The following is a 24,322-nucleotide window of genomic DNA, read 5'->3' as shown; positions in this document are numbered from 1 at the left end:
ATGCGCTTATATCAAGCTTTTTTCAACTCTAGTCCTCGTTGCCAGGGGTAAGACAATGAATTCTGTCTCACTCACTTTTTTAATTTTATAAGAGAATATTTCGAATTTTCGTTACATCCTCCACAATATAGTCTGCACCATGTTCTTCTAACTCTGATTATGCTTTGTCCCCTTTCAAGCCTGTTAAAGTACCGATAAACGTAGCTCCTATCTTCTTAGCACTTATTAAGTCTGCTAAAGAATCACCTACCAATAAATACTTTATCCTTGTCTACAATATTTTCTTGTTGTGTACCGTATAAATGATATTTCTGTCTGTTGTTACCATTGAGCGCAACAATATAACTAAATGGATTAGGTTTACCTAATGGTTGAAGCTCCGGATAATCACTTTCAGCATTTAGGACTTCACTCACTGTAACAATGTGATTTTCATCAAAATAAGATTTAAGCTCAAGTGTCTCAAATGGAATAATAGTTTCAGTCCTTGGACGTCCTGTTGCAATCGCCATGTGATAACCGGCTTATTTCAAATGTTGTAACAAAAGTTGAATTTCTTCTTTGGGTTTTAAAATCACTTCTTCATAAATAAAGCCTCTCTTAAAATCTTGCAAAGCATAACCATCTTCTACTTTATTAAATAAATCTGTACCTAGATACCATTCTTGATATGTATCTTTTGCTAATTGCCATAGATTACTCTTCAATCTGAATAAACCTGTATCTTCAATTTTTAATTGTGCTTGAGCATATGCTTCTAAATCTGAATAAATTGCATCTTTACCATTTCTAAACAAATTAATAACGTTTAACGGCTTTTGATAATCAATGTCTGTATAAATTAATTGCTTAGCAATATCAATAAGAAGAATACTAAACACGATAAACAACATATCCCAGTTTGAATTTAAACCAAGTGATTTTAATTGATTCAAAATTTGATCGTTTTGAAATACACGTGCAAGAATCTCTTGAATTTTTTCATCATTTAATTCATCTTCAAAATCTATAAATTCTCCGCACCTTAAAAACGTAAAACTGGTTAATAATTCTTCCACAGTAATTGCTGATACATCAAAACATCGTTCTTCACTTAAAAATACGCCATCTACATCAAATAATACCGACTTCATGCCTTACCTCTTTCCTTTCAGAAAATTCTGTTACAATTTATATTACATGTTTCATCAAAAAAGGGCAAACTCATCATGAGTATGCCCTTTTCTCTCTAATTATTCATTTGTTTTTCAATTTCATCTGCAACTTGTTGAACATGAGTGCCAATAATGACTTGTGTAGAATGTTTACCATTTTTTGTAATACCAATAGCACCAGCATTTTTGATTTTCTGTTCATTAATGATTGAATTGTCTTTGAGTTCCATGCGAAGCCGTGTCGCACAATTTGTTAAGCTATTAATATTTTTAGAACCACCTAAACCTTCTAAAATTTGTGTAGCTGTTTGATAATATTTACCTTTGGAAGATGAATGATGATTCGTATTATTTTCAGTAGTAGTGTTACCGGTTGGATCCTGTAGTTCGTTATCTCCGCGACCAATCGTACTTAAATTGAAGATTCTGATAACCATTCTAAATATAACATAATAAAGCACAAAGAAGACGACGCCTTGAACGAGTAACATCCACGGTTGATTTGACACTGGATTAACAAGAGATAAAGTAAAATCAATGAGTCCTGCACTAAATGAGAAGCCTGCTGTCCAATGGAATACTGCGGCAATAAATAATGATAGCCCTGTTAGAGCAGCATGAATAACGAATAATATTGGTGCAACAAACATAAAGGCAAATTCTATAGGTTCAGTAACACCCACAAAGAAGGCTGAGATAGAACTTGCTAAGAACCATGCATACACCTGTTTCTTTTGACTCGTTTTAGCAGTATGATACATCGCTAAAGCTGCAGCTGGTATACCAAACATCATCACAGGGAAAAAACCTGCTTGATATCTACCTGTAATACCTTTAATCGCATCTTTACAACTTTGGAACTTACCTATATCATTTATTCCTGCTGTATCAAACCAAAATACATTATTCAGAGCATGATGCAACCCAGTTGGTATTAATAATCTATTAAAGAAACCATATAATAATGCTCCGAATGGTCCCATACCTACTATCCACTTACCAAAAGTTACTATTCCATTAAATACAGGTGGCCAAACAAATAACAGAATAATAGCTAGGAATGTACAAAAGAATGCTGTCATGATAGGTACTAAACGTTTACCACTAAAAAATGATAATGCCATTGGTAATTCTGTTTCACTAAATTTGTTATAACAATAAGCAGCAATAAGACCAATTAAAATGCCCACAAACACGTTGCCATTGTTCATTTGTTCAAATGCTACATTCACTTTTGACTCTTTAATCTGTAGTAATGGAGCTAGTTTAACAGGAGACAAAACAACTGTCACAATAAAAAATCCTAACGCAGCTGCTAATGCGACTGCACCATTATTTTTCTTAGCCATACCTATCGCAACACCAATTGCAAATAAAATACCTAATTGATCCAAGATTGCCGTACCTACACTAGTAAAGAACATTGCAACTTGAGGTAAAATGGACAACGCATCAAGTACATGTCCTATTCCCACTATAATTGCTGCAGCAGGTAAAACTGCAACAGGTAACATTAAAGATCTACCTAAATTTTGAAAAAATTTGTACATTAACATCATCCCTCGAAGAAAATTTAAAGTTTACATCAATCTCACATTATAATTAAGTATCCATGTAAAACTAATTAATTTACCATAAAACATGAGTTAATTGACCTTCTAATTATGATAAAATTCAACTATTTCGTGAGTTCATGTCTTTTGCATGTAAACGCTTAATTTATGTGGCTAAAATTAAAGAACGTACATACTATATTTTTCATTTTTGGTATGACGTTCCCTAATCAATTCACTTAGTTGTATAAATGTTCTGAGATTTTATTAAGATCTTTTTGTAATTGAGCTGTACGTCGTTCTATTTCTTTTGTAAGATACTCAACTTTCTCGTTTCGCTTTAAATCTTTAGGAATATCACTCATTTCAATAGGTTCGCCTATTTTAATCAAAGCTTGACCGGTAATTAAACCATGAATTTTTGTAGGACCAACATAAGCTGCAGGTAAAATCGGAGCTTTGCCCAACATTGCGATAGTTGCTGCTCCACGTTTTAGTGGTGCGCCTTCAACTGATGTACGGTGACCAGTTGGGAAAATACCTACTGTTTTATGTTCTTTTAGTAAACTAACAGGTCTTTTTAAAGTACTTGGACCTGGATTTTCCCTATCCACAGGAAAGGCATTTAAAAAAGTGAGAAATTTTCCTGCCCACTTATTACTAAATAATTCTTTTTTTGCCATATAATGAATTTGATTGGGCAGTAAAGCCATACCTAACATTATCACTTCGTTATAACTTTCATGAGTACAAGTCACAACATATTTACTATTTTTAGGAATATTCTCTTTTCCAATCACGTATAATGATTTAGACATTTTGATAAGTATAACGTCTAATATTTTACTTATAAAACTATACATAATGTCACCTGCTTATTTTTTTATAACCATAACGATTTTATCACTATCAATTTCATAGAACAATACAATTCTACTTTTACACGTCAAAATTTTTGATATCACGACATTAATCTGAGTGTTTCGTCTATAAAATTATTACTTTAGCCTTCCTAATACTCTTTGTTAAAACTCAACTCATTTTTTATTAGCAATACTGTTTACCTACCTAATAAAGTCTATAACTAAAAATTTTATGATTGACCAGAAATTTGATATAATCAGTAAATACATGAATTTATTAATTATATGATAATTTTTATTATAAAAGTCACATTCTCACAATTAGTCAGATTATCCTTAGCCGTTATCTACGTCTAAAGTCTGATAGTGATTTACTAGCAAATTTTATCAAAAACTAACATAATTATATTTAAGAGAATATATTTTGGAGGTTAAATATGTCAGAACACAATCAACAGGTATATGACAATCATCAACGATCTTTTCTACATAAAAAACCAAGGTTTCCTTGGTTCAAAACTATACTCGTCGCACTAATTGCTGGAATTGTTGGTGCACTTCTCGTCTTAGGTATTGGTAAAGTTCTTAACCATACATTACTCAATAACGACGGTGCTTCTGTACAAGAAGTATCTAATAGTAAGGGTGGCAATCAATTAGATGGTAAAAGTGATAAGTATAAATCAGTACATGACATGATTAAAGATGTGTCACCTGCTATTGTTGGAGTCATCAACATGCAAAAATCTTCGAATTTAGATGATTTATTAAAAGGAAAATCTTCTAAACCTGAAAAAGCTGGTATAGGTTCAGGAGTCATTTATCGAATTAGTAACGGTTCAGCCTATATTGTAACCAATAATCATGTGGTAGATGGTGCCTCTGAAATAAAGGTGCAATTACATAATTCTAAGCAAGTAAAGGCTAAACTAATTGGTAAAGATGCTTTAACAGACATCGCAGTACTTAAAATAGACAATACTAAAGGTATTAAATCAATTAAATTTGCGAATTCATCTAAAGTTCAAACTGGTGATAGCGTCTTTGCTATGGGTAATCCTCTAGGTTTAGAATTTGCGAATTCAGTTACTTCAGGAATTATCTCTGCTAGTGAACGTACGATTGATGCTAACATGTCTGCGGGTAATACAAAAGTAAATGTTTTACAAACAGATGCTGCTATTAACCCAGGTAACTCAGGTGGTGCACTTGTTGATATTAATGGTAATCTTGTTGGTATTAACTCTATGAAAATTGCTTCTGAACAAGTAGAAGGCATTGGTTTTTCAATTCCCAGTAATGAAGTGAAAGTTACTATTGAACAACTTGTCAAACATGGTAAAATAGATCGCCCTTCAATAGGAATTGGTCTTATTAATTTAAATGATATACCAGAGACATATCGCAAAGAGCTACACACTTCAAAAGATTCAGGTGTTTATGTAGCAAAAGTAGATAATGGAAACCCTATTAAAAAAGGCGATATTATTACTGAAATAGATGGTAAGACAGTAAAAGAAGATACGGATTTAAGATCTTATCTTTATGAAAATAAAAAACCTGGCGAATCGGTAACAATCACAGTAATAAGGGATGGCAAAACAAAAAAACTAGATGTTAAACTTAAAAAGCAAACAAGTTCATCTCAACCAACCCAATCTCAAAGTCAATTTGCACAATAAAATAAGCACTTAATCTCAACAATAAAGACTAATAAGCCAACCAATGATGATGTAAACTCATATTCGCATTAAGCGTTACTATCTACATCTCTCATTGGTTGGCTTATTTTAATTATAACCCAGCAAAGAAATTAATCCACAGAATTAATGTTTATACTCATTTATTTACTCGTAATTAACCATGAAGTATTTTTTCTTACCACGGCGAATAATTGTAAACTCACCTTCAATTCGATCAACATTACTAAGCTCGTAATCCACTGATTGTTGACGTTCACCATTTATATAAATTGCACCATTATTAACATCTTCACGTGCTTGACGTTTTGAAGTAGAAATACCTGTTTCAATTAATGCTTCAATAATATTAGTCGTATCTATAGACAATGTTACTTGTGGCACATCTTTGTAACCTTCTTTGAGTTCTTTAGCTGATAATGATTTCAAATCTCCACTAAATAATGCTTTAGAAATACGTATTGCATCATTTAAAGCCTCTTCACCATGGACAAATTGAGTCACATTTTCAGCTAATGCTTTTTGAGCTTCACGTAAATGAGGTGCTTCTTCTTTAGATTCTTCCAAATGATTAATCTCATCTTTACTTAAGAAAGTAAAGTATTTTAAGAATTTAATCACATCTTCATCTGATTGATTTATCCAAAATTGGTAGAATTCATATGGGCTTGTTTTCTCTGCATCTAACCAAACTGCACCTGATTCAGACTTACCAAATTTTTTACCATCAGATTTAGTAACTAATGGAATTGTTAGACCAAATGTTTCTGTTTGACCATACATACGACGCATTAACTCAATACCACTAGTAATGTTTCCCCATTGATCTGAACCACCTACTTGTACTTTACAATTTAGTTCACGATTTAAATGCCCGAAATCAATTGCTTGTAAAATTGTGTAAGTGAACTCAGTATATGAGATACCATACTCTAAACGTGTTTGAATTGAATCCTTACCTAACATATAGTTCACACCCACATGTTTACCATAATCACGTAAAAAACTAATGAGTGAAATTTGACCTAGCCAGTCTTTATTATTTACTAATACAGCACCTTTATCAGTTCCAAATTCAAATAATTTATGCATTTGCTCAGATAAACCTTTTACATTTATTTCTACTTGCTCTTCAGTTTGTAACACTCGTTCTTCTGATTTACCTGATGGATCTCCAATCATTCCAGTTCCACCGCCAATTAAGACAATTGGGCGATGTCCATGTTCCTGGAAACGTCTCAATGTTAAAAATGGGAGTAAATGTCCGATATGTAAACTGTCTGCCGTAGGATCAGCGCCACAGTATAGGGTCACTTGCTCTTTATTCAATAAATCTTCAATTCCTTGTTCATCAGTTTGCTGATAAATCAAGCCTCTCCACTTTAAATCTTCAATTAATGCATTAGCCATAATTTATATCCTCCTCAAAATTTTAAATTTTCTCATTTTTGAAAAATAAGTCTTCGATAGCGAAATAAATTAATATATTTACCTATATTTATTTCTCAAAGAAATTATAAAAGCAAATAAAAACACCCTTACAGTTGTATACGTAAGGGCGCAAGTGCACGGTACCACCATACTTGAATAAGAGTTTAACACTCTTAGATTACTTTATTAATGAAACGTTCATTAATGAAACGTTGAATAACTGTAAAAAGGTGTATTCACACAAAGTAACTACTAGTTCTCAGCAACCACTAGTTCTCTGAAAGTATACTTCAATGTTACTTCTCCTCGTATTCAAAGCATATCGAATTGAATTTAATTATAATTAACATTACTTTAAAAGTCAACTTTACAAATATGGTATACTATATCTTAAATTAGGAGGTATATAATGCAAGATTATGAGAGTATTCATCAAACTTCAGATAAATACATGCGATTCGAACGTATTTATAAAAAGATAAAACACCTTTGCGTTAGCATCTTTCTCGTCCTAGTGGCAATAGTCATTGTCTTACTCTTAGCATTAGTCTTATACTTCCGCCATTTAACTTCCGAAGCATCGTCCATTAGCGACAATGAATTAAAACATAAAGTACTTCACATACCTGGTGATGAGTTAATTAATCATCAAAGTAGTCATATTCTAAATGAATATGATCATTCACAAAACACTCTAATTGTAGGACCAAAACTCGTTAATCCAAATATCATTGATGCACTTACTTCTTCAGAGGATACGTTATTTTTTAAACATAACGGAATACTACCTAAAGCACTGTTAAGAGCAATGTTTCAAGATGTATTAAACACTAACGAAACCTCCGGTGGTAGTACCATCACACAGCAGTTAATCAAAAACCAAGTATTAACTAATAAAAAAACTTACAGTCGAAAAGCAAATGAAATTATTTTAGCTATGAGAGTCGAAAAGTTATTGTCTAAAAAAGAGATCATTTATACTTATCTCAATATTGTCCCATTTGGACATGATTATAATGGTGCCAATATTACAGGCATTTCATCAGCATCATATAGTTTATTTGGCATATCAACTAAAGAGCTTAACATTGCGCAATCTGCCTACCTTGTTGGTTTACTTCAAAGTCCATATGGATATACACCATACGATAATGAAGGAAATTTAAAAAGTGAAGAAGCTTTGCAATACAGTATTCATCGACAGCATTATGTCTTAAAACGCATGTTAGTTGAGGGTAAAATTTCTAAAAAACAATTTAGTAAAGCGAAAAAGTATCGAATTAAATCTCACTTACTCACTCATCCTCCGCATTAAACAACTTATATCAAATAAGTATATAAGTAAACCTGCGACACCAATCATTGTCACAGGCGTTTTTTACGTATTAGCAGTCAATGACTGAATTGAAAATATGCTTATAAAAAACGTTTTTATAAGTTTATGTTGGTGCTCCAACACAATGATTCTTATAAAGAGAATCTACGGAAAATGCAAATTGGGATTCGAGGCGAAGTTATGAATTTAGAATAAATTCTCACTGACTCATATAACTTATTATAATTAGAATAACCCTATAGCATGTCCATCATCTGTAACATCCATATTAAGTGCAGCTGGCTGTTTAGGTAAACCGGGCATCGTCATTATAGCACCAGTTAATGCTACAACAAATCCAGCACCTGTTTTAGCTTCGAGCTCTCTAATCGTTATTTCAAAACCTGTTGGCGCTCCTAAAACTGTTTGATCGTCAGTAAATGAATATTGAGTTTTAGCCATACAAACTGGATAATTATCCCAACCATTTTCTTTAAACTGTTGAAGTTGTTTTTTTGCTTTACTACTAAATGTAACTTTAGAACCGCCATAAATCTCCCTAACAATCGTCTCAATCTTAAACTCTAAAGATTGATTTAAATCATATAAATGTTTAAATGATTGTGGTTGATCCATCACTTCTAAAACTTGATTTGCTAAATCAATACCACCTGCGCCACCTTTTTCCCAAACCTCTGTAAGCGCAATACGTACCTCATTTTCTTTTGCCCATTGTTTCACACATTCTGTTTCAGCAACACTGTCATGAACGAATGCATTTAGTGCAACTACAGGCTCTAGTCCGTACTTTCTAACATTGTTAACATGACGTTCTAAATTAACAATTCCTGATTTAACCGCTTCTACATTTTCTTCTTTAAGGTTTTCTTGAGCAACTCCACCATGTATTTTAAGTGCACGAATTGTAGCTACAACCACAACTGCAGAAGGTTCAAAACCAGCTTCACGAGATTTAATATTAATAAACTTTTCAGCACCTAAATCTGAACCAAACCCTGCTTCAGTTACAACAATATCAGCTAAATTCCTAGCTGTTTCAGTCGCTAATATTGAATTACATCCATGTGCAATGTTAGCAAATGGACCACCATGAACAAGTGCTGGAGTCCCTTCAATAGTTTGAACTAAATTGGGTTTAATCGCATCTTTAAGTATCATTGCTAAAGCACCGTCAACTTTTAAGTCAGCTACCGTCACAGGCTTACGATCTCTAGTGTAACCAATAGTGATACGACTAATTTTATCTTTTAAATCTTTAATATCGCGACTCAAACACAAAATTGCCATAATCTCTGAAGCAACAGTTATATTAAAACCATCTTCTCTTGGTACACCATTAGTTGGTCCACCCAAACCCACATTGACATAACGTAATGCTCGGTCATTCATATCTAGTACGCGCTTCCATTCAATTCTTCGTTGATCAATACCTAGTTCATTTCCATGATGTAAATGATTATCAATAAAAGCAGAAAGTGCATTATTCGCAGTTGTAATTGCATGAAAATCTCCATTAAAATGTAGATTAATATCTTCCATTGGAAGTACTTGTGCATATCCTCCACCTGTTGCCCCACCTTTAATACCAAAAGTAGGTCCTAAAGCAGGTTCACGTAAAGCTACCATGACATTTTTATTTAAGGCATTAAAAGCATCTGATAAACCAACTGTTACTGTAGATTTACCCTCACCAGCAGGAGTTGGGCTAATTGCTGTGACTAATACAACTTGTCCTTTACTATCTTTCTGCTGAATTTTATTAATATCAATTTTAGCTTTATAATGGCCATATTGTTCAAGCGCATCAGCAGTTATTCCTGCCTTCTTCGCAATATCTCCAATTGGTTTAAGTTCTGATTGATTTGCTATGTCTAAGTCCGATAAATGCTCCAAAATATTCAACCCCTTAAAATTTTACAAAATTATAATTATGTATATCATCTTATAAGCACTATAATAACTGACTCATAATGAAATGTCGAATGATTTTCTTTTTTATACATTTAATGTTCGTTATTTATAGTTGCTTTCATCTAATGAATCATTTTTCTTTTAATAGTAGCCACTACTATTTTACAACATCATTTATCGCCTTTTTAGACTTAATAATAAAACAGACAAATTCTAATGATAAGTCCAAAAAGGTCTTCAATTGTTTACATACTCATTGAATTTGCCTATTCTATAATTATCTTTAATTTAAAGTGACTAACCACACAAAAATATATCATTAATACAAGTGTCAGCTGATATTAAAATTTAATCGTTTCCCTCTTTATCACATTTAATCTTCCATTGTACTTAAATCGCCTGCATCTAAATCAAGTTCCCATGCTTTAAGAACACGTCTCATAATTTTACATGAACGTGTTTTTGGCAATTTATCTTTAAATTCAATTTCTCGTGGCGCCGCGTGTGCAGACAAACCTTCTTTTATAAACTTTCGTATATCTTCTTCTAATTCATTTGTAGGTTTATAACCTTGTCTTAATGATACAAATGCTTTAATAATTTCCCCTCTAACAGGGTCTGGCTTTCCTATGACACCTGCTTCAGCTACGGCTTTATGCTCAACTAGTTTAGATTCAACCTCAAATGGTCCAACTCTTTCACCAGCGGTCATGATGACATCATCCACACGACCTTGAAACCAAAAATAACCATCTTCATCTTTATATGCTGAATCTCTCGAGACGTACCAATTACCTATAAAGTAAGAGTCATATTTCTCAGGATTCTTCCAGATTGTTTTCATCATAGATGGCCAACCTTTCTTAATAGCTAAATTTCCCATTCTATATTAGTGGAAGTTCATTTCCTTCATTGTCAATAATAGCTGCCTTTATATCATATGGCCACCGGTTTCAGTCATCCACCAAGTGTCAAGTACACGTTGATTGTATACATGTTTGGCCCATTTGATAACTTCTGGATTTAATGGTTCCCCAATAGAAAGAATAGAGCGAACTGAAGATAAATCATATTTTTCTACAATATCATCTCCTGCACTCATCAACATACGTAAGGCAGTAGGTGCAGTGTACCACACCGTCACTTTAAATTCTTCAATCATACTATACCACTGTTCTAGTGAAAAACATCCACCAGCTATACAATTAGTTACACCATTAAGCCAAGGTGCAAAAATACCATAAGAAGTACCAGTAACCCACCCCGGATCAGCTGTACACCAGTAGACATCATTTTCTTTAAAATCTAAAACATATTTACCAGAAATGAAATGTAGTAGCATCGCCTGCTGAACATGTAATACACCTTTAGGCTGGTCTGTTGAACCGGAAGTATAAATCCATCATCAGGTTCAAGCCATTCAATATTAAATGCTTCATTAGCATCTTTCATCTCTTTATTAAAATCAACATTATTGTCAACAACAATAGTTTCTAATTTAGGTAGCTTATCTGTAGAAATACGTGATAACAGTGCTTTATTAGTTATGAGCACCTTAGACTCACTATTTTCTAACCTATCTACGGCTGCCTTTTCCATAAACTCTTCAAATAATGGTCCTACGATTCTCCAATCTTTAATATTCCTAAAAATGCAAAATATAATTCAGGTATACGTGGCATAAAAATAAAGACTCGATCGCCCTTTTTAACATCAGCTTTATCTTTTAGCACATTAGCTGCTTGATTCGAAAATTTTTGCAATTCATTGAATGTATAAAATTCATTTCGTCGATAATCTTTATAATTTAATGCAACTTTTTCCCCTTTACCATTATCAACATGTCTGTCAATACATTCATAAGCCATATTCATTTTTCCTGTGTGGTACCATGCGAAAGACTTCTCAACTTCTTTCCAATCAAAATGTACATATGATTTTGTATAATCTTCTAAGTTGTAATTACCTGATTCACTCTTATATACTTTGACCTTCATATTTATCTCCCTCTTTGTATGTAAAAACGCTTTCTTTTAAGCAATTATACATATAGTTTTCAAATTATTCAAAACTTTTTGTGTATCATTGACTACTTTATTGTTCAATTACAATTTATATAGATATAATAAAGCTATCAAAGGAGATGACGACATGAGAGATGTAAAAACATATGTTAATGAAAATATTTCTGTCGACGGCGAAGATTATATTATTGAAGGACCTGTTTCGCACTCTTTTTTGAAATCGCTTACGTTCGATGATCAACTTTCTTCTTTTCGATTACCTAAAAATCAATTTCGCGCTCTTTTAGAAATTACTTTATTACCTGAAGGTCGCGTTTATATTATACGCAAAGCTAAACATATTATTGGGTATGTCACTTATCACTACCCTGATAAGTTTGAAGGTTGGTCTAAAGGTCATCTACCTTATCTTATCAAACTAGGAGCTATAGAGATATGTTCTAATTTTAGACATTTACATCTCGGAGGTCATCTTATTAAAACAAGTCTATCTGCAAATGAGTTTGAAGATTATATTATTTTAACTACAGAATACTACTGGCACTGGGATTTAGACTATGCAAGAATTGATGTTTTTGAATATAAAAACTTGATGCAAAAGCTCATGGCTAAAGGCGGTCTTGAAGTTTTTGCTACTGACGATCCTGAAATTACTAGCCATCCTGCAAATTGTTTAATGGCACGTATAGGAAAAAGTATTAATTTAGAACAACAGCAATCTTTTGGTGATATAAGGTATCAAAATAAATTCTTTTTTTAAGTTATTCTTTACGGGAATCTTAAATCATGTCATTTTAGACAATTTTGAATTGATATGGGGGGGAGTATTATGACAATAAACAATATAAAGACAGGATACGTATACTCTGATGAAATTTTAAAATATCGTTTTCATAACGAGCATCCTTTTAATCAAATGAGACTTAAATTAACTACTGAACTCTTAATAGATGCGCATTTTTTAAACATAGATAATCTTATTCAACCACGTATTGCAACAGATGATGAACTGGCATTAATCCATAAATATGATTATGTATAAGCTATTAGACATGCTTCCCACGGAATTCTTAGTGAAGATGAAGCTAGAAAATATGGACTCAATAGTGATGATACTTTAAAGTTTAGACATATGCATCGTCATAGTGCTCGTATTGTTGGAGGTGCATTAAATTTAGCTGATGCTATTATGAATCAATCTTTAAATAATGGCTGTCATCTAGGTGGTGGTTTACATCATTCACAACCAGGTCGCGCAAATGGATTTTGTATTTACAATGACGTAGCTGTTACAGCACAATATTTGGAAACATATTATAATCAACGTGTCATGATTATAGATACGGATGCTCATCATGGTGATGGAACGCAATGGAGTTTTTATACTAGTAATAAAGTGATGTGTTATTCCATTCATGTGACAGGTAAATTTCTGTTTCCTGGCTCCGGTCATTTACTGAGCGTAGTGTAGATATAGGTTACGGTTACACAGTAAATGTTCCTTTAGAACCGTTCACAGAAGATGACTCTTACCTAGAATCGTTCAAACTTACTGTTGAACCTGTGGTAGCCGCTTTTAAACCTGACATCATATTAAGTGTTCATGGTGTTGATATTGTGTTGATATTCATTATAGAGATCCCCTAACACATATGAGTTGTTCATTAAATAGCTTATATTCCATACCTTATATTATAAGAGACTTAGCACAACATTATTGCAACGATAAACTCATCATGTTCGGTGGAGGTGGTTACAATATTTGGAGAGTTGTACCACGAACATGGAGTCATGTTTATTTAAGTCTAGTTGGTGAACCTATCCAACAAGGCTATTTGCCACTTTCATGGGTTAATAAATGGAAACTTTATAGTCCAACAGCTTTACCTAAGAAATGGGAAGACCATCTAAATGATTATACATTTATATCTCGTACCCATGAAATATCAAAAAATGCTCGAGTTGCTATGCAAGTTGCAGGTTGATATGAAAAATATGTGAATGAGACAAAATAATTATTACTATAAAATAAGGATGGGAATGCGACAGAATCCATTCTGAATTCACAGTCTCACCCCCATTTAGTTATCTACTAAGAAAATTATTAAAGTACTTACAGATAAATATAACTTATCCTTCTGAAGTTTTATGATTTAGTAGTTCCACGATATTCTATTCTATGAGGAAGTATAACATTTGGTTCTTCAATTTCTTCTTCATTCATATACTTCGTTAAAAGTCTCATACCTACAGCACCAATATCATATAAAGGTTGAATAACACTTGATAACTGTGGTCTTACCATTTCAACTAAACGTGTATTATTAAAGCTAACAATTTGTAAATCTTCTGGAATTTTAACACCTGCATCTAACGCACTGTGTAAAATACCAATTGCTTGCTCATCACTAATTGATAATATTGCATCTGGCATATTACTTTCTAATTGTTCAAACGTTTTTATACCTGCTTTATAACTTTCTTTACCAGATAAGTGTAAAGATTCATCTAATTGTAAACCATTTTGATTTAAGACTTTTTTAAGACCCATAAGCACATCTTCTTGCGCTTTTTTAGAGTAATCTCCGCCTACTAAAGAGAATTTCTTAGCACCTTTTTCAATAAGATGTTGAGTAGCTTCTTCAGCTGCTTGTCTAAAATCAATGTTAACTGAGGCAATGTGATCGTCCTTACCATTTGTACCTGAAACCACAACTGGAACTGAAGATTGATTGATTAGGCCTTTTATTTCTTCAGAAATTGTACCACCTAAGAAAATAATCCCATCTACTTGCTTACTTAGTAAATTATTAAAAATTTCTTTTTCTTTTTCAGGATCATTATCGGAATTTGAAATAATTGAGTGATACTTATACATAGTAGCAATATCTTCAAGTCCTCGTGCAAGTTGAGAATAATACACATTAGAAATATCGGGGATAATTACACCCACTGTTGTTGTACGTTTACTTGCAAGCCCTCGTGCAACTGCGTTAGGTCTATAATTAAGTTTTTTAATGACTTCATTAACTTTATTTCGAGTTTCAGGTTTTACATTTTGATTTCCATTTACAACGCGAGACACGGTTGCCATCGATACACGAGCTTCTCTTGCTACATCATAAATAGTTACTGTCATAATTTCCTCCTTGTAAACGTTTTATTTGTTATTATATCGTGTTTTCATATCATTTTCAAAGTTTATCATATTTATAAAGATTGTGAAATAAATTTATAACTTTGTCACAATTATGTTAGAAAGTGACGTACAATTCATTTTTAGTGTAACTCTTCAACATTTTATCTTTTGACAAGTGTATTATTTTTCTCATTCTTTTTTACTTTTAAGAAATTCTTTGTGTAATAAAAATAAACAAACTACTTTATTATTCTTGTGAATAAGAATTAAAGTAGTTTGTTTACGTGTTGTCATTATTTAAAATTATTTTAATGTCTTTGCATTGTACATATCTGCTAACAGCTTAAGTTCATTATAGAAATGATTAAATTCATATAAGTCCATTTGTTGACCAGCATCACTAAGTGCCACAGATGGATCTGGATGAACTTCAGCCATTACACCATCAGCACCAACCGCAAGAGCAGCTTTAGCAGTAGGTAACATAATGTCCTTTCTACCAGTGCTGTGCGTAACGTCAACCATTACCGGTAGATGCGTTCCCTGTTTTAAGATAGGTACTGCAGAAATATCTAGTGTGTTTCTTGTTGCTTTTTCATATGTACGAATACCACGTTCACATAATATAATATTTCTATTACCTTGAGATGCGATATATTCAGCTGCATAAATAAATTCTTCAATAGTTGCAGATAAACCTCTTTTTAGCAAGATAGGTTTATTAGTGCGTCCAGCTTCTTTTAATAATTCAAAGTTTTGCATGTTTCGCGCACCAATTTGAAATACATCTAAAAACTCATTAGCAATTTCGAAATCATTTGGATTGACAATTTCACTAACAACATTTAAGTTATATTTATCTTTGACATTTTTAAGAATTTTTAATCCTTCTACGCCAAGACCTTGGAAATCATAAGGAGATGTTCGAGGTTTAAATGCACCGCCTCTAATAAACTTTTCGCCTTTAGCTTGTAAATCACTAGCTACAGCATCGACTTGCTCTTGTGATTCTACAGAACAAGGACCAAAAACAAATGATTTATTTCCATCTCCAATGATACCACCATTATCAAACTTAACAATTGTATCTTCAGGTTTTAGTTTACGTGAAACATAGAGATGTTTTTCGTTCTCTGATTTTTGTAAATCAGTAGAGGCTTTAAAAATTTCTTTAAACAACTGTTTTATTACATTATCATTGAATGGACCTTTATTCTGATCTAATAGTTGATTAATCATTTCTTTTTCACGTTCAGGGTCATATACTTGTATCCCTTGTTTATTTTTTTCTTCTCCAATTTTTTGAGCTAATTCCCCTCTTTTAGAAAGCAAATCTAAGATCTGGTCATTTAAAGAGACAATTTCTTTCCTATATTGATCTAATTTATTAGTCATTTCTACTCACCTCTAGGATATAATTGCGTAAATAGTATTCAGACCTCATTTTAACAATTTAAATTTTAATGTTCAAGTATATATTTACAGAAAATTTTGCATTTTCAGAAAATATATTATTAGGATTCTATCTGATACATTTAAAAATTGTCAAGTACTATTTTACAATTAAAAAAGCAATACAATCAACTTTATGACTGTATTGCTATCACTTGAAAATGAATAAATTATAACCATACTATTTAATCATTAAATGTTCTTTTTTCAATCTTACTATCTGTTTTCTCAACTTTATGTTTCTGATTTCTATTGTTTTGTTTAGGTGTATTGGTTTGCTTTTTAGCGCTGTTATTTACCTTAGTGGTAGATTTTGTAGATTTTTTTTGAACTTTTGTTGTTTTTTCGTGAGTGATTACACCATTATCAAACGTTGCTACATCCTGAGTTGAAGTTACTGTTTTATCTTTATCCTTAGTAGGATTTTGTTGTTGAGTTATCTTGCTTTTTTGAGTTTTAGATTCAGTTATCAAAGTAGGAACAGTTTTAATGCTATTTCGTGCAATCGCAGGTTCTTTTAATAACGATTCTGTGAGCTGAGATTCTTTAGAACCTTTAGTTAACTTCGATTTTTTCGTTTTAGCTGCAAGCGCTAGTCTCATTGCAAATGAATCTTCATTTGATGACTGTGCATCCTTTTCATTATTCGTTACTAAATTAGGAACAGTTTTATTTGAAGCTTGCGCGATAGATTCTTCTTGCATTAAATCTTTAGTATTTTTAGCTACTTGACTATCATTATTGATTTTATCTTTTTTAGTCTGAGCAGCAGAAGCTAAATTCTCAGCTTGTGAATGAGATACTTTATCTTCGTTTTGTCCTTCTGTTACGGTAGGACTTGCCAGATTATTATCACTAGATTCTTTTTTAATAGCAGTTTGTGCTATTGCAACTTCTTTAGCTGTAGGTTGTTTATCTTTAGAAATATAAGATGTTTCTTGAGAATGCTTACTAGATTGTGTCTCAGCTTTAACTGCTTGAATTTCTTGTGCTTCTGGTGATTCGTCAGTTAGATTATTATCACTTACTTCTCTTTGAATTGCTACTTTTTGAGCTTGTAATTCTTCTGCAGTCAAACCTTTATTAGAACGACTTTTAAGATTTTCTACTTTATCTTTAACAGTATGAACTGTATTTTCTGCTTGGTGTTTATAATCTAAAACTTTATTATGTATTTCTTTTAAATCATCTGTCTTTTTATATACTCTGTTTTTATAATATAAACCTAAAGCTGAACCAACAATAGCACTAGCTATAAAGCTTACTACAAAATCTTTACGTTTTGGTGAACCGGATGCATAACGTGAAGAGCGATGATATAAATCTTCACCCGTATGACTTCTCTCATATTTATCTCGGTTATAATGTTCCATCGACCATTCCTCCTAAAACAAAAGCACTTAAATAAGTAAAAGCCTCATTTAAGTGCATAATTCATTAGTATTAATTATTTGTTAACACGTGAAGTATAACTACGTTTAGCATCATCTGCTACAGTGTTTGTTTTGTAATTTGCACTTCCTCTACGGTTGTATCTATTTTGCCATTTGTCAGCAATTTCCATTGCGACGTTTGACCATTGAACAACTTGAGAAATTTTATCTTCATTTTGAGAAATATTGTGCGTAATTGAGTTAGTCACTCGGTCTACAGATCCATTTAAAGTTTGAACTGAGTCGCCAATACCTTTAACAGCATCTACAACTGAGTTTAAACGATCAACTTTACCTTGAATATCTTCAGTTAAGCGATTCACTTTGTGAAGTAAATCTGTTGTTTCTCGAGTAATCCCTTGTACTTGACCTTCAACACCATCAAGTGTTTTAGCCACATAATCTAAATTCTTTTTAACAGAAATTAAAACAACAACGATACCAATACATAAAATTAAGAACGCTATCGCAGCAATAATTCCTGCAATTGGTAAAATCCAATCCATTATAAAAAACGCCTCCTAATTACCATAAAATAAAAGTCATTAATATTTAATACCCATCATGTTTTATCGTAAACATATTAAAAGTCATTTTTTACGCCTAATTGTTCTATATAAGCTTTTAATAACTTTTGAATGTCACCTGCACCCATAAATAGAATAACAACATTATCAAATTTTTCTAATACGTTAATACTATTTTCATCTATAAGTGATGAGCCGTCAATACGCTTAATTAAATCTTGTATTGTTAAATCACCTGTATTTTCTCTAATAGATCCAAAGATTTCACAAAGAAATACTCGATCAGCTTTATCCAAACTCTCAGCAAACTCTTCAAGAAATACTTGAGTTCTAGAGAAAGTGTGAGGTTGAAAGACAGCAATAACATCTTTATGAGGGTATTTTTTACGTGCTGATTCAATTGTAGCACTAATTTCTCTTGGATGGTGTGCATAATCGTCTACTAATACTTGATTAGACACTTTTGTTTCATTAAAACGACGTTTCACACCACCAAAAGTAATTAACGCCTCTTTTATATTTTCAACATTCATATTCTCTAAATAACTTATCGCAATCACTGATAACGCATTTAATATGTTATGATCACCGTATTGCGGTGATAAAAATTGATTATAATAATTACCATCTATATATACATCAAATTGTGTACCTTGTTCAGTAATTTGAATATTTTTTGCATAGACATCATCAGAGTTTTTAAATCCATAATAGTAGATTGGAACATCAGCCTCTAATTTACGTAAATGTTCGTCATCACCCCATACAATTATCGCCTTTTTAACATTATGTGCCATCTCTTGAAAAGCATCAAATACATCTTCAATATTTTTGAAATAATCTGGATGATCAAAGTCGATGTTAGTCATAATAGCATATTCAGGATGGTAACTTAAAAAATGTCTACGATATTCACATGCTTCAAATGCAAAGTAATCACTGCCAGGTAAGCCCATTCCTGTTCCATCACCAATTAAGAATGATGTCTTTTTATCACCATTCATAACGTGTGAAAGTAAACCGGTTGTGGATGTTTTCCCATGGGCACCAGTGACAGCGACTGATGTATATTGATCAATGACATGCCCAAGGAAATCATGATATTTAATAACCTCAAGCTTCAACTCATGTGCTCTTATCACTTCTTCATGATTATCTGAAAAAGCATTACCTTGAATAACAACCATATCCGCTTTAATATTGTTGGAATCGAAAGGTAAAATTTCAATCCCTTTATTTCTTAGAGCAACTTCCGTAAATACATAAGATTCTATATCTGAGCCTTGAACTTCATGACCAAGATCATGCATAATTTGTGCTAATGAACTCATGCCAGAACCTTTAATTCCGACAAAATGATAGTGCGTCATTTTAATACTCCTTACTCAATTTATTCTTTATTTAAATCCGCTTCAGTCATATAAACATCTCTTGGTTTTGATCCGTTAGCACCTGAAATGAAACCTAACTGTTCTAATTGATCTATAATTCTTGCTGCTCTATTGTAACCAATTTGGAAATGTCGTTGGATAAGTGAAGTAGAAATATTTCCCTCATTAACCATAAACTCACACACTTCATCGAATAAATCGTCTCGTGCTTGAGTTTGTGTTTTCTTTAATAATTCCTTTTCTTCAAATAAATATTCAGGTTCACGTTGCTGTTTAATAAAATCTACAACTTCATCTATTTCATCATCAGAAACGAACGTACCTTGAATACGAATAGGTTTATTCATACCACTACCAAGATAGAGCATATCGCCATAGCCTAATAATCTTTCAGCGCCACCACTATCTAAAATAGTTTTAGAATCTACTCTCGATGAGACCATAAATGCAATTCTAGTAGGTATATTAGCTTTAATAAGACCTGTGATAACATTTACTGAAGGTCTTTGTGTAGCAACTAACATATGAATACCGCACGCACGTGCTTTTTGAGCAATACGAGCAATAGATTGTTCTACATCTTGCGGTGCCATCATCATTAAATCTGCTAACTCATCAATAACTATAACAATTTTTGGCATTCTTTGCTCATATGGTGCCTTTTTATTAAAAGCAGTGATGTTTCTAACGTGATATTGAGCAAAAAATTTATAGCGTTTCTCCATTTCTTCTACTGCCCATTTTAAACTTTGTGTTGCAGCTTTAACATCTGTTATAACTGGAGAAACTAAGTGTGGTAAATCATTATAAGGTGCTAATTCAACCATTTTCGGATCAATTAATAACAAACGCAATCCTTCAGGATGATTTTTATATAATAAAGACATTAATATACTATTGATACAAACTGACTTACCAGACCCCGTTGCACCAGCAATAAGCGCATGGGGTGTCTTAGCAATATCCATTAATAAGAGCTCATTATTAATTCTGTAACCCATTGCTACCGTTAGCTTAGATTCTGTATTTTTAAACTTTGGAGTATCGATAATTGATCTTAAATTAACTTTAGTTGGATTCTGATTTGGTACTTCAATCCCCACTAAACTTGTTCCTGGAATTGGCGCTTCTATTCGAATATCTTTAGCAGCTAATGCCATTTTAATATCATCTTGTAATACTGTAATTCTTGACACTTTGACACCCTTTTCCACCGACAATTCAAATCTTGTTACACTAGGTCCTTCAGTTACATTTTTAACTTCAGCTGGTACGTTAAAGTAATATAATGCATCATTTAATTCTTGTTTCTTATCTTCAATCCATTCTTGATTGACTTCATGTGGTTCAGGTTCTTCTAATAAATCATAACTTGGTAATTTAATATTAGGACCTTTTCTAATCCGTTGATTCTGTATTGACTGAGTTTTATCAGATTTATCTTGATAAGATTGAGTAATAGGATATTGATGTTTGATTGAATCATTTCGTGTTTGGTGGTTCATATGATTTGAATGGTTACTTTTATCAGATTCTTTATTAGTAAAATGAAAATCTGAATGATTTTTTTGCTGATAATCATTGTGATTAGATGAAGATTGATATTGTTTATGAATCTCCTCAGAATCTTCAATACTAGAATAGTTATTTTCATCTAATTCAATATCATCGTCTTGTTGTTGTTCATTTACGCCGTTGTCTAGATTGTTTTTGCTACTTGAAATGTCTCCTTTAGTTTCGCTTATAAATCTTTCTTCATTATGTTGATCAGAATATGACTGCTCTGGTTTTAGTTCTGGCACATGTACGCTTAGTGTTTGTTTACTATCCATCATGCGCTTTTTATCAGAAGGTGTCATCATCACATTAAACGGTTGACTACCACCAAAACGTTGTTGTTTTCGTTCAATGGCATTCTGAGAGGACCCATTGTCTGTTAATGATTGTGATTCAATGTGTGATTGACTCTTATTTGGTTGAGTATGACACATCTCGCTCGTATACAAAGCATGATGAGTATTTGATATTTTATCATTTTCACTTTGTAACGGTTCTGAAACCAAATCACTAATCTTTATATTAGTATCACTATTTGATGTTACGTTAGTGTTGTCATCTATACTTTTAGATAATTCAATGTCTTGGCCTTTGTCACTTAATGTTGAATGATGATGTCCATCTAGATGTCTATTTTCTAAAGGTGAGTTAGAAATATCATGTTCAGAATAACTATCTAGTGAATGATTAGACCCGGATTGAGTCTCACTTTTACTTTTATCATGTTGCTTTTGTTTTGCATATTCAGTTTCATTATCAACACTCATTTGAACAGCGCCATTATAAGAAGGTTGAGATGAACTTTGGTCTTTATCAAGGCTGTCATCAGATTCCTCTGAAGATAAATAATTGATATTTGGTTGTTGACTATCATCTAATTCTTGAAATTGAGCGTCTTCAATTTCTTCTTGTTGCATTTTCTCATGTTGATTTGTGAGACTATTGTTTTTTTGAGTGCCGTTAACTTGCACTTCCTCATCATTAATTTGCTTAAGATGGTGCGAGTCATTTAAATTTATTTCTTCATAATTAAAAGAAGAAGCACCTATTTCATCTTTTTCAAAATCTGTAGATTGTTCATTACTTTGTTTATTAGTTTCAGTTTTATCATCTATATCGTGATTGGTTTCTACATCTTCATCTAATGAGCTTTCACCTGTATATTGATGCGCTTGTTTGGCGTACATCTCATCAATAGCTCTTTGAATACTATCTTCATTAGAACTTTGATTTTGTTGTCGTTTTTCTTGTAGAGCTTTTTTAAATCGACGCTTTTGAAGCACCTTACGTTCTCTTTCTCGTCTAATTTCTTCAACAATTTGTGATGCGTAAATATTCTCTATATTAATCGTATTATCTCTCTTAGAATAGTTAGGTGTTCGACTCTTAGTCTGATAAGTATGATTCTCTTTTTTAGATTTGTCTGATGAAGTTACATGATTTTTGTTGACCGGTGATGTTCCACCATTAAGACGTGTTTGAACAACAGTATTGCGTCCATTTTCGACTGATGGTTTAACAGAATCTACATCTGCCGTTTGATGTTCTGAATCAGAAAAACTTTGGTCATTATTAGTCTTTCCATCACTTTTTTCATTATTACCATCTGTGATAGGTGGAATAACACCATTTTCAATTGGACGTCTTTTTTTCGTTCCAAAAATTGCCGAAGGAACTTCACTTGACTTAAAGCCAGTATTATGATGATATGTAAAATCAGAACTTGCCTTATTACTCGACTTATGACTACTTTTCAATCGTTCTGATTGTAATTTTATTCGAGATTGTTCTGCATGTCTTGCATATCGATTTAAATGATTGTGTCGAGTAGAATTATTGTTGTTGTTACGTCTAGATTCATTAGCTGGCTGATGACGTGCTGATTCATACTCACTTTGTGTATGACGTCGTCGTCGATGTCTTCGGCCAGTTGAATCTGCACCATGTGTGCTATCGTAATTGTTAACATGTTTACTTGAAGCATAAGAATTATGATACATTGCATCATTATCTTCTTGTTGCTCAACTTTATCATATGTCGATGAATGTTCAGATACCTGAATTGGGAACCGGAATTTACCTCTAGGGCGATTATAAATATCATTGTTTTGAGGCAGTAATGAATCTTGATTATTATGTTTTAATTGGTTGTCCTGTCGTTTTTTTTTATTTTTTCTTAACAGGTCATCATTTGAGTCATTATCTTCGCCAAATAATTTATCAAACCAGCTCATGATTTCACTACCTTTCTCATTTATTCAAAAAATGCTTGCCCAATGTCATAATTATCATTTAACACCATAATTCCCTTTTCTTGTGGAGCGTTCGGTAAATTTAATTCTCTCATAGAACATATCATTCCGTTTGAGTCAACACCGCGCAATTGTGCATCTTTTATAACCATTCCACTCGGCATCACTGCACCCACTTTTGCAACAACTACTTTTTGACCTGCTTCAACATTTGGTACACCACATACAATTTGAAGTGTTTCATTACCTACATTTACATATAGCACACTGAGCTTATCAGCATCTGGGTGTTCGTCTTTTGTTTCAACATATCCTACCACAAATTTTGGTGATAAGTCTGTGTCTAATTGATATTTAAAACCTGCACTTGAAATGGCTTGTTGTAATGTGTCAATGATTTCAGAAGTCAGTTTTATATATCCGTTACCATTTAAATTAATCTTTTCACCTATATTGAAAATGTTATAACCTACAACTTCACCATCTTTTGTAATCTCTACAACATCACTCCGTTTATTATAATCAAATGGTCCATCCGTTGGTTCGATTTGAAGTAATGCAACATCTCCAACACCATTTGGATTGTAAAATAAGTTCAT

14 protein-coding genes and 3 pseudogenes are annotated in these 24,322 nt (G+C 32.4%); 4 read left to right on the top strand and 13 right to left on the bottom strand.

The genetic code is table 11. The features are described from left to right. Nucleotides 1–85: 85 nt before the first annotated feature. The 3 genes and pseudogenes from DYE57_RS05260 to DYE57_RS05250 form a co-directional block, all read right to left on the bottom strand. Nucleotides 86–1,133: pseudogene (locus DYE57_RS05260) on the bottom strand (HAD family hydrolase). Between the two features lie 95 nt (nucleotides 1,134–1,228). Then, nucleotides 1,229–2,704, bottom strand: a complete 1,476-nt coding sequence (gene nagE, locus DYE57_RS05255; protein WP_115313128.1) for an N-acetylglucosamine-specific PTS transporter subunit IIBC — start codon at nucleotides 2,702–2,704, stop codon at nucleotides 1,229–1,231. A 242-nt stretch (nucleotides 2,705–2,946) separates the two neighbouring features. Continuing rightward, nucleotides 2,947–3,570: a lysophospholipid acyltransferase family protein gene (locus DYE57_RS05250; RefSeq protein ID WP_115313127.1), complete on the bottom strand. Its 624-nt coding sequence runs from the start codon at nucleotides 3,568–3,570 to the stop codon at nucleotides 2,947–2,949. A gap of 437 nt (nucleotides 3,571–4,007) precedes the next feature. Between DYE57_RS05250 and DYE57_RS05245 the strand changes: the two genes are divergently transcribed. Continuing rightward, nucleotides 4,008–5,252, top strand: a complete 1,245-nt coding sequence (locus tag DYE57_RS05245) for a S1C family serine protease (protein ID WP_115313126.1) — start codon at nucleotides 4,008–4,010, stop codon at nucleotides 5,250–5,252. Nucleotides 5,253–5,417: 165 nt separating this feature from the next. Here the strand turns inward: DYE57_RS05245 and tyrS are convergent, their stop codons facing one another. Then, nucleotides 5,418–6,680: a tyrosine--tRNA ligase gene (gene tyrS / locus DYE57_RS05240; protein ID WP_115313125.1), complete on the bottom strand. Its 1,263-nt coding sequence runs from the start codon at nucleotides 6,678–6,680 to the stop codon at nucleotides 5,418–5,420. Between the two features lie 430 nt (nucleotides 6,681–7,110). On the opposite strand from tyrS, the gene DYE57_RS05235 reads away from it, so the two are divergent. Next, the gene (locus DYE57_RS05235; RefSeq protein WP_115313124.1) at nucleotides 7,111–8,016 is read left to right on the top strand and encodes a biosynthetic peptidoglycan transglycosylase; all 906 of its coding nucleotides are present in this window, start codon (nucleotides 7,111–7,113) and stop codon (nucleotides 8,014–8,016) included. A 246-nt stretch (nucleotides 8,017–8,262) separates the two neighbouring features. Here the strand turns inward: DYE57_RS05235 and DYE57_RS05230 are convergent, their stop codons facing one another. Next, nucleotides 8,263–9,930, bottom strand: a complete 1,668-nt coding sequence (locus DYE57_RS05230) for a formate--tetrahydrofolate ligase (RefSeq protein WP_115313123.1) — start codon at nucleotides 9,928–9,930, stop codon at nucleotides 8,263–8,265. A gap of 391 nt (nucleotides 9,931–10,321) precedes the next feature. Beyond that, nucleotides 10,322–11,945: pseudogene (gene acsA, locus DYE57_RS12690) on the bottom strand (acetate--CoA ligase). A 154-nt stretch (nucleotides 11,946–12,099) separates the two neighbouring features. On the opposite strand from acsA, the gene DYE57_RS05220 reads away from it, so the two are divergent. Next, entirely contained in the window at nucleotides 12,100–12,732 is a 633-nt protein-coding gene (locus tag DYE57_RS05220; protein WP_115313122.1) for an N-acetyltransferase, read from the top strand. Nucleotides 12,733–12,801: 69 nt separating this feature from the next. Next, nucleotides 12,802–13,957, top strand: a pseudogene (locus DYE57_RS05215) (acetoin utilization protein AcuC). Between the two features lie 161 nt (nucleotides 13,958–14,118). Here the strand turns inward: DYE57_RS05215 and ccpA are convergent. From ccpA to ytpR, 7 genes are all read right to left on the bottom strand, one after another. Then, entirely contained in the window at nucleotides 14,119–15,111 is a 993-nt protein-coding gene (gene ccpA, locus DYE57_RS05210; protein WP_115313121.1) for a catabolite control protein A, read from the bottom strand. A 303-nt stretch (nucleotides 15,112–15,414) separates the two neighbouring features. Further along, a complete protein-coding gene (locus DYE57_RS05205; protein ID WP_115313120.1) occupies nucleotides 15,415–16,506 on the bottom strand; it encodes a bifunctional 3-deoxy-7-phosphoheptulonate synthase/chorismate mutase in 1,092 nt (363 codons plus the stop codon). A 242-nt stretch (nucleotides 16,507–16,748) separates the two neighbouring features. After that, nucleotides 16,749–17,936 carry a hypothetical protein gene (locus DYE57_RS05200; RefSeq protein WP_115313119.1) on the bottom strand — a complete coding sequence of 396 codons (1,188 nt, stop codon included), beginning with the start codon at nucleotides 17,934–17,936 and terminating at the stop codon, nucleotides 16,749–16,751. 74 nt (nucleotides 17,937–18,010) lie between these two features. Beyond that, nucleotides 18,011–18,502: a DUF948 domain-containing protein gene (locus DYE57_RS05195; protein ID WP_115313118.1), complete on the bottom strand. Its 492-nt coding sequence runs from the start codon at nucleotides 18,500–18,502 to the stop codon at nucleotides 18,011–18,013. A 77-nt stretch (nucleotides 18,503–18,579) separates the two neighbouring features. Continuing rightward, nucleotides 18,580–19,893, bottom strand: a complete 1,314-nt coding sequence (murC, locus tag DYE57_RS05190) for a UDP-N-acetylmuramate--L-alanine ligase (RefSeq protein WP_115313117.1) — start codon at nucleotides 19,891–19,893, stop codon at nucleotides 18,580–18,582. Between the two features lie 20 nt (nucleotides 19,894–19,913). Further along, nucleotides 19,914–23,705, bottom strand: coding sequence for a DNA translocase FtsK (locus DYE57_RS05185; protein ID WP_115313116.1), 3,792 nt, complete (start codon nucleotides 23,703–23,705; stop codon nucleotides 19,914–19,916). Between the two features lie 20 nt (nucleotides 23,706–23,725). Continuing rightward, the gene (gene ytpR, locus DYE57_RS05180) at nucleotides 23,726–24,322 is read right to left on the bottom strand and encodes a YtpR family tRNA-binding protein (RefSeq protein ID WP_115313115.1); all 597 of its coding nucleotides are present in this window, start codon (nucleotides 24,320–24,322) and stop codon (nucleotides 23,726–23,728) included.

The organism is Staphylococcus saccharolyticus (assembly GCF_900458815.1).
GTDB lineage: Bacteria > Bacillota > Bacilli > Staphylococcales > Staphylococcaceae > Staphylococcus > Staphylococcus saccharolyticus.
This window is presented reverse-complemented; position numbering and strand designations above follow the sequence as displayed.

What these genes read in the sequence shown, in the direction of transcription:
- nagE (WP_115313128.1), bottom strand. Translation starts at nt 2,704, where the DNA reads ATGTACAAATTTTTTCAAAATTTAGGTAGATCTTTAATGTTACCTGTT.
- DYE57_RS05250 (WP_115313127.1), bottom strand. Translation starts at nt 3,570, where the DNA reads ATGTATAGTTTTATAAGTAAAATATTAGACGTTATACTTATCAAAATG.
- DYE57_RS05245 (WP_115313126.1), top strand. Translation starts at nt 4,008, where the DNA reads ATGTCAGAACACAATCAACAGGTATATGACAATCATCAACGATCTTTT.
- tyrS (WP_115313125.1), bottom strand. Translation starts at nt 6,680, where the DNA reads ATGGCTAATGCATTAATTGAAGATTTAAAGTGGAGAGGCTTGATTTAT.
- DYE57_RS05235 (WP_115313124.1), top strand. Translation starts at nt 7,111, where the DNA reads ATGCAAGATTATGAGAGTATTCATCAAACTTCAGATAAATACATGCGA.
- DYE57_RS05220 (WP_115313122.1), top strand. Translation starts at nt 12,100, where the DNA reads ATGAGAGATGTAAAAACATATGTTAATGAAAATATTTCTGTCGACGGC.
- ccpA (WP_115313121.1), bottom strand. Translation starts at nt 15,111, where the DNA reads ATGACAGTAACTATTTATGATGTAGCAAGAGAAGCTCGTGTATCGATG.
- DYE57_RS05205 (WP_115313120.1), bottom strand. Translation starts at nt 16,506, where the DNA reads ATGACTAATAAATTAGATCAATATAGGAAAGAAATTGTCTCTTTAAAT.
- DYE57_RS05200 (WP_115313119.1), bottom strand. Translation starts at nt 17,936, where the DNA reads ATGGAACATTATAACCGAGATAAATATGAGAGAAGTCATACGGGTGAA.
- DYE57_RS05195 (WP_115313118.1), bottom strand. Translation starts at nt 18,502, where the DNA reads ATGGATTGGATTTTACCAATTGCAGGAATTATTGCTGCGATAGCGTTC.
- murC (WP_115313117.1), bottom strand. Translation starts at nt 19,893, where the DNA reads ATGACGCACTATCATTTTGTCGGAATTAAAGGTTCTGGCATGAGTTCA.
- DYE57_RS05185 (WP_115313116.1), bottom strand. Translation starts at nt 23,705, where the DNA reads ATGAGCTGGTTTGATAAATTATTTGGCGAAGATAATGACTCAAATGAT.
- ytpR (WP_115313115.1), bottom strand. Translation starts at nt 24,322, where the DNA reads ATGAACTTATTTTACAATCCAAATGGTGTTGGAGATGTTGCATTACTT.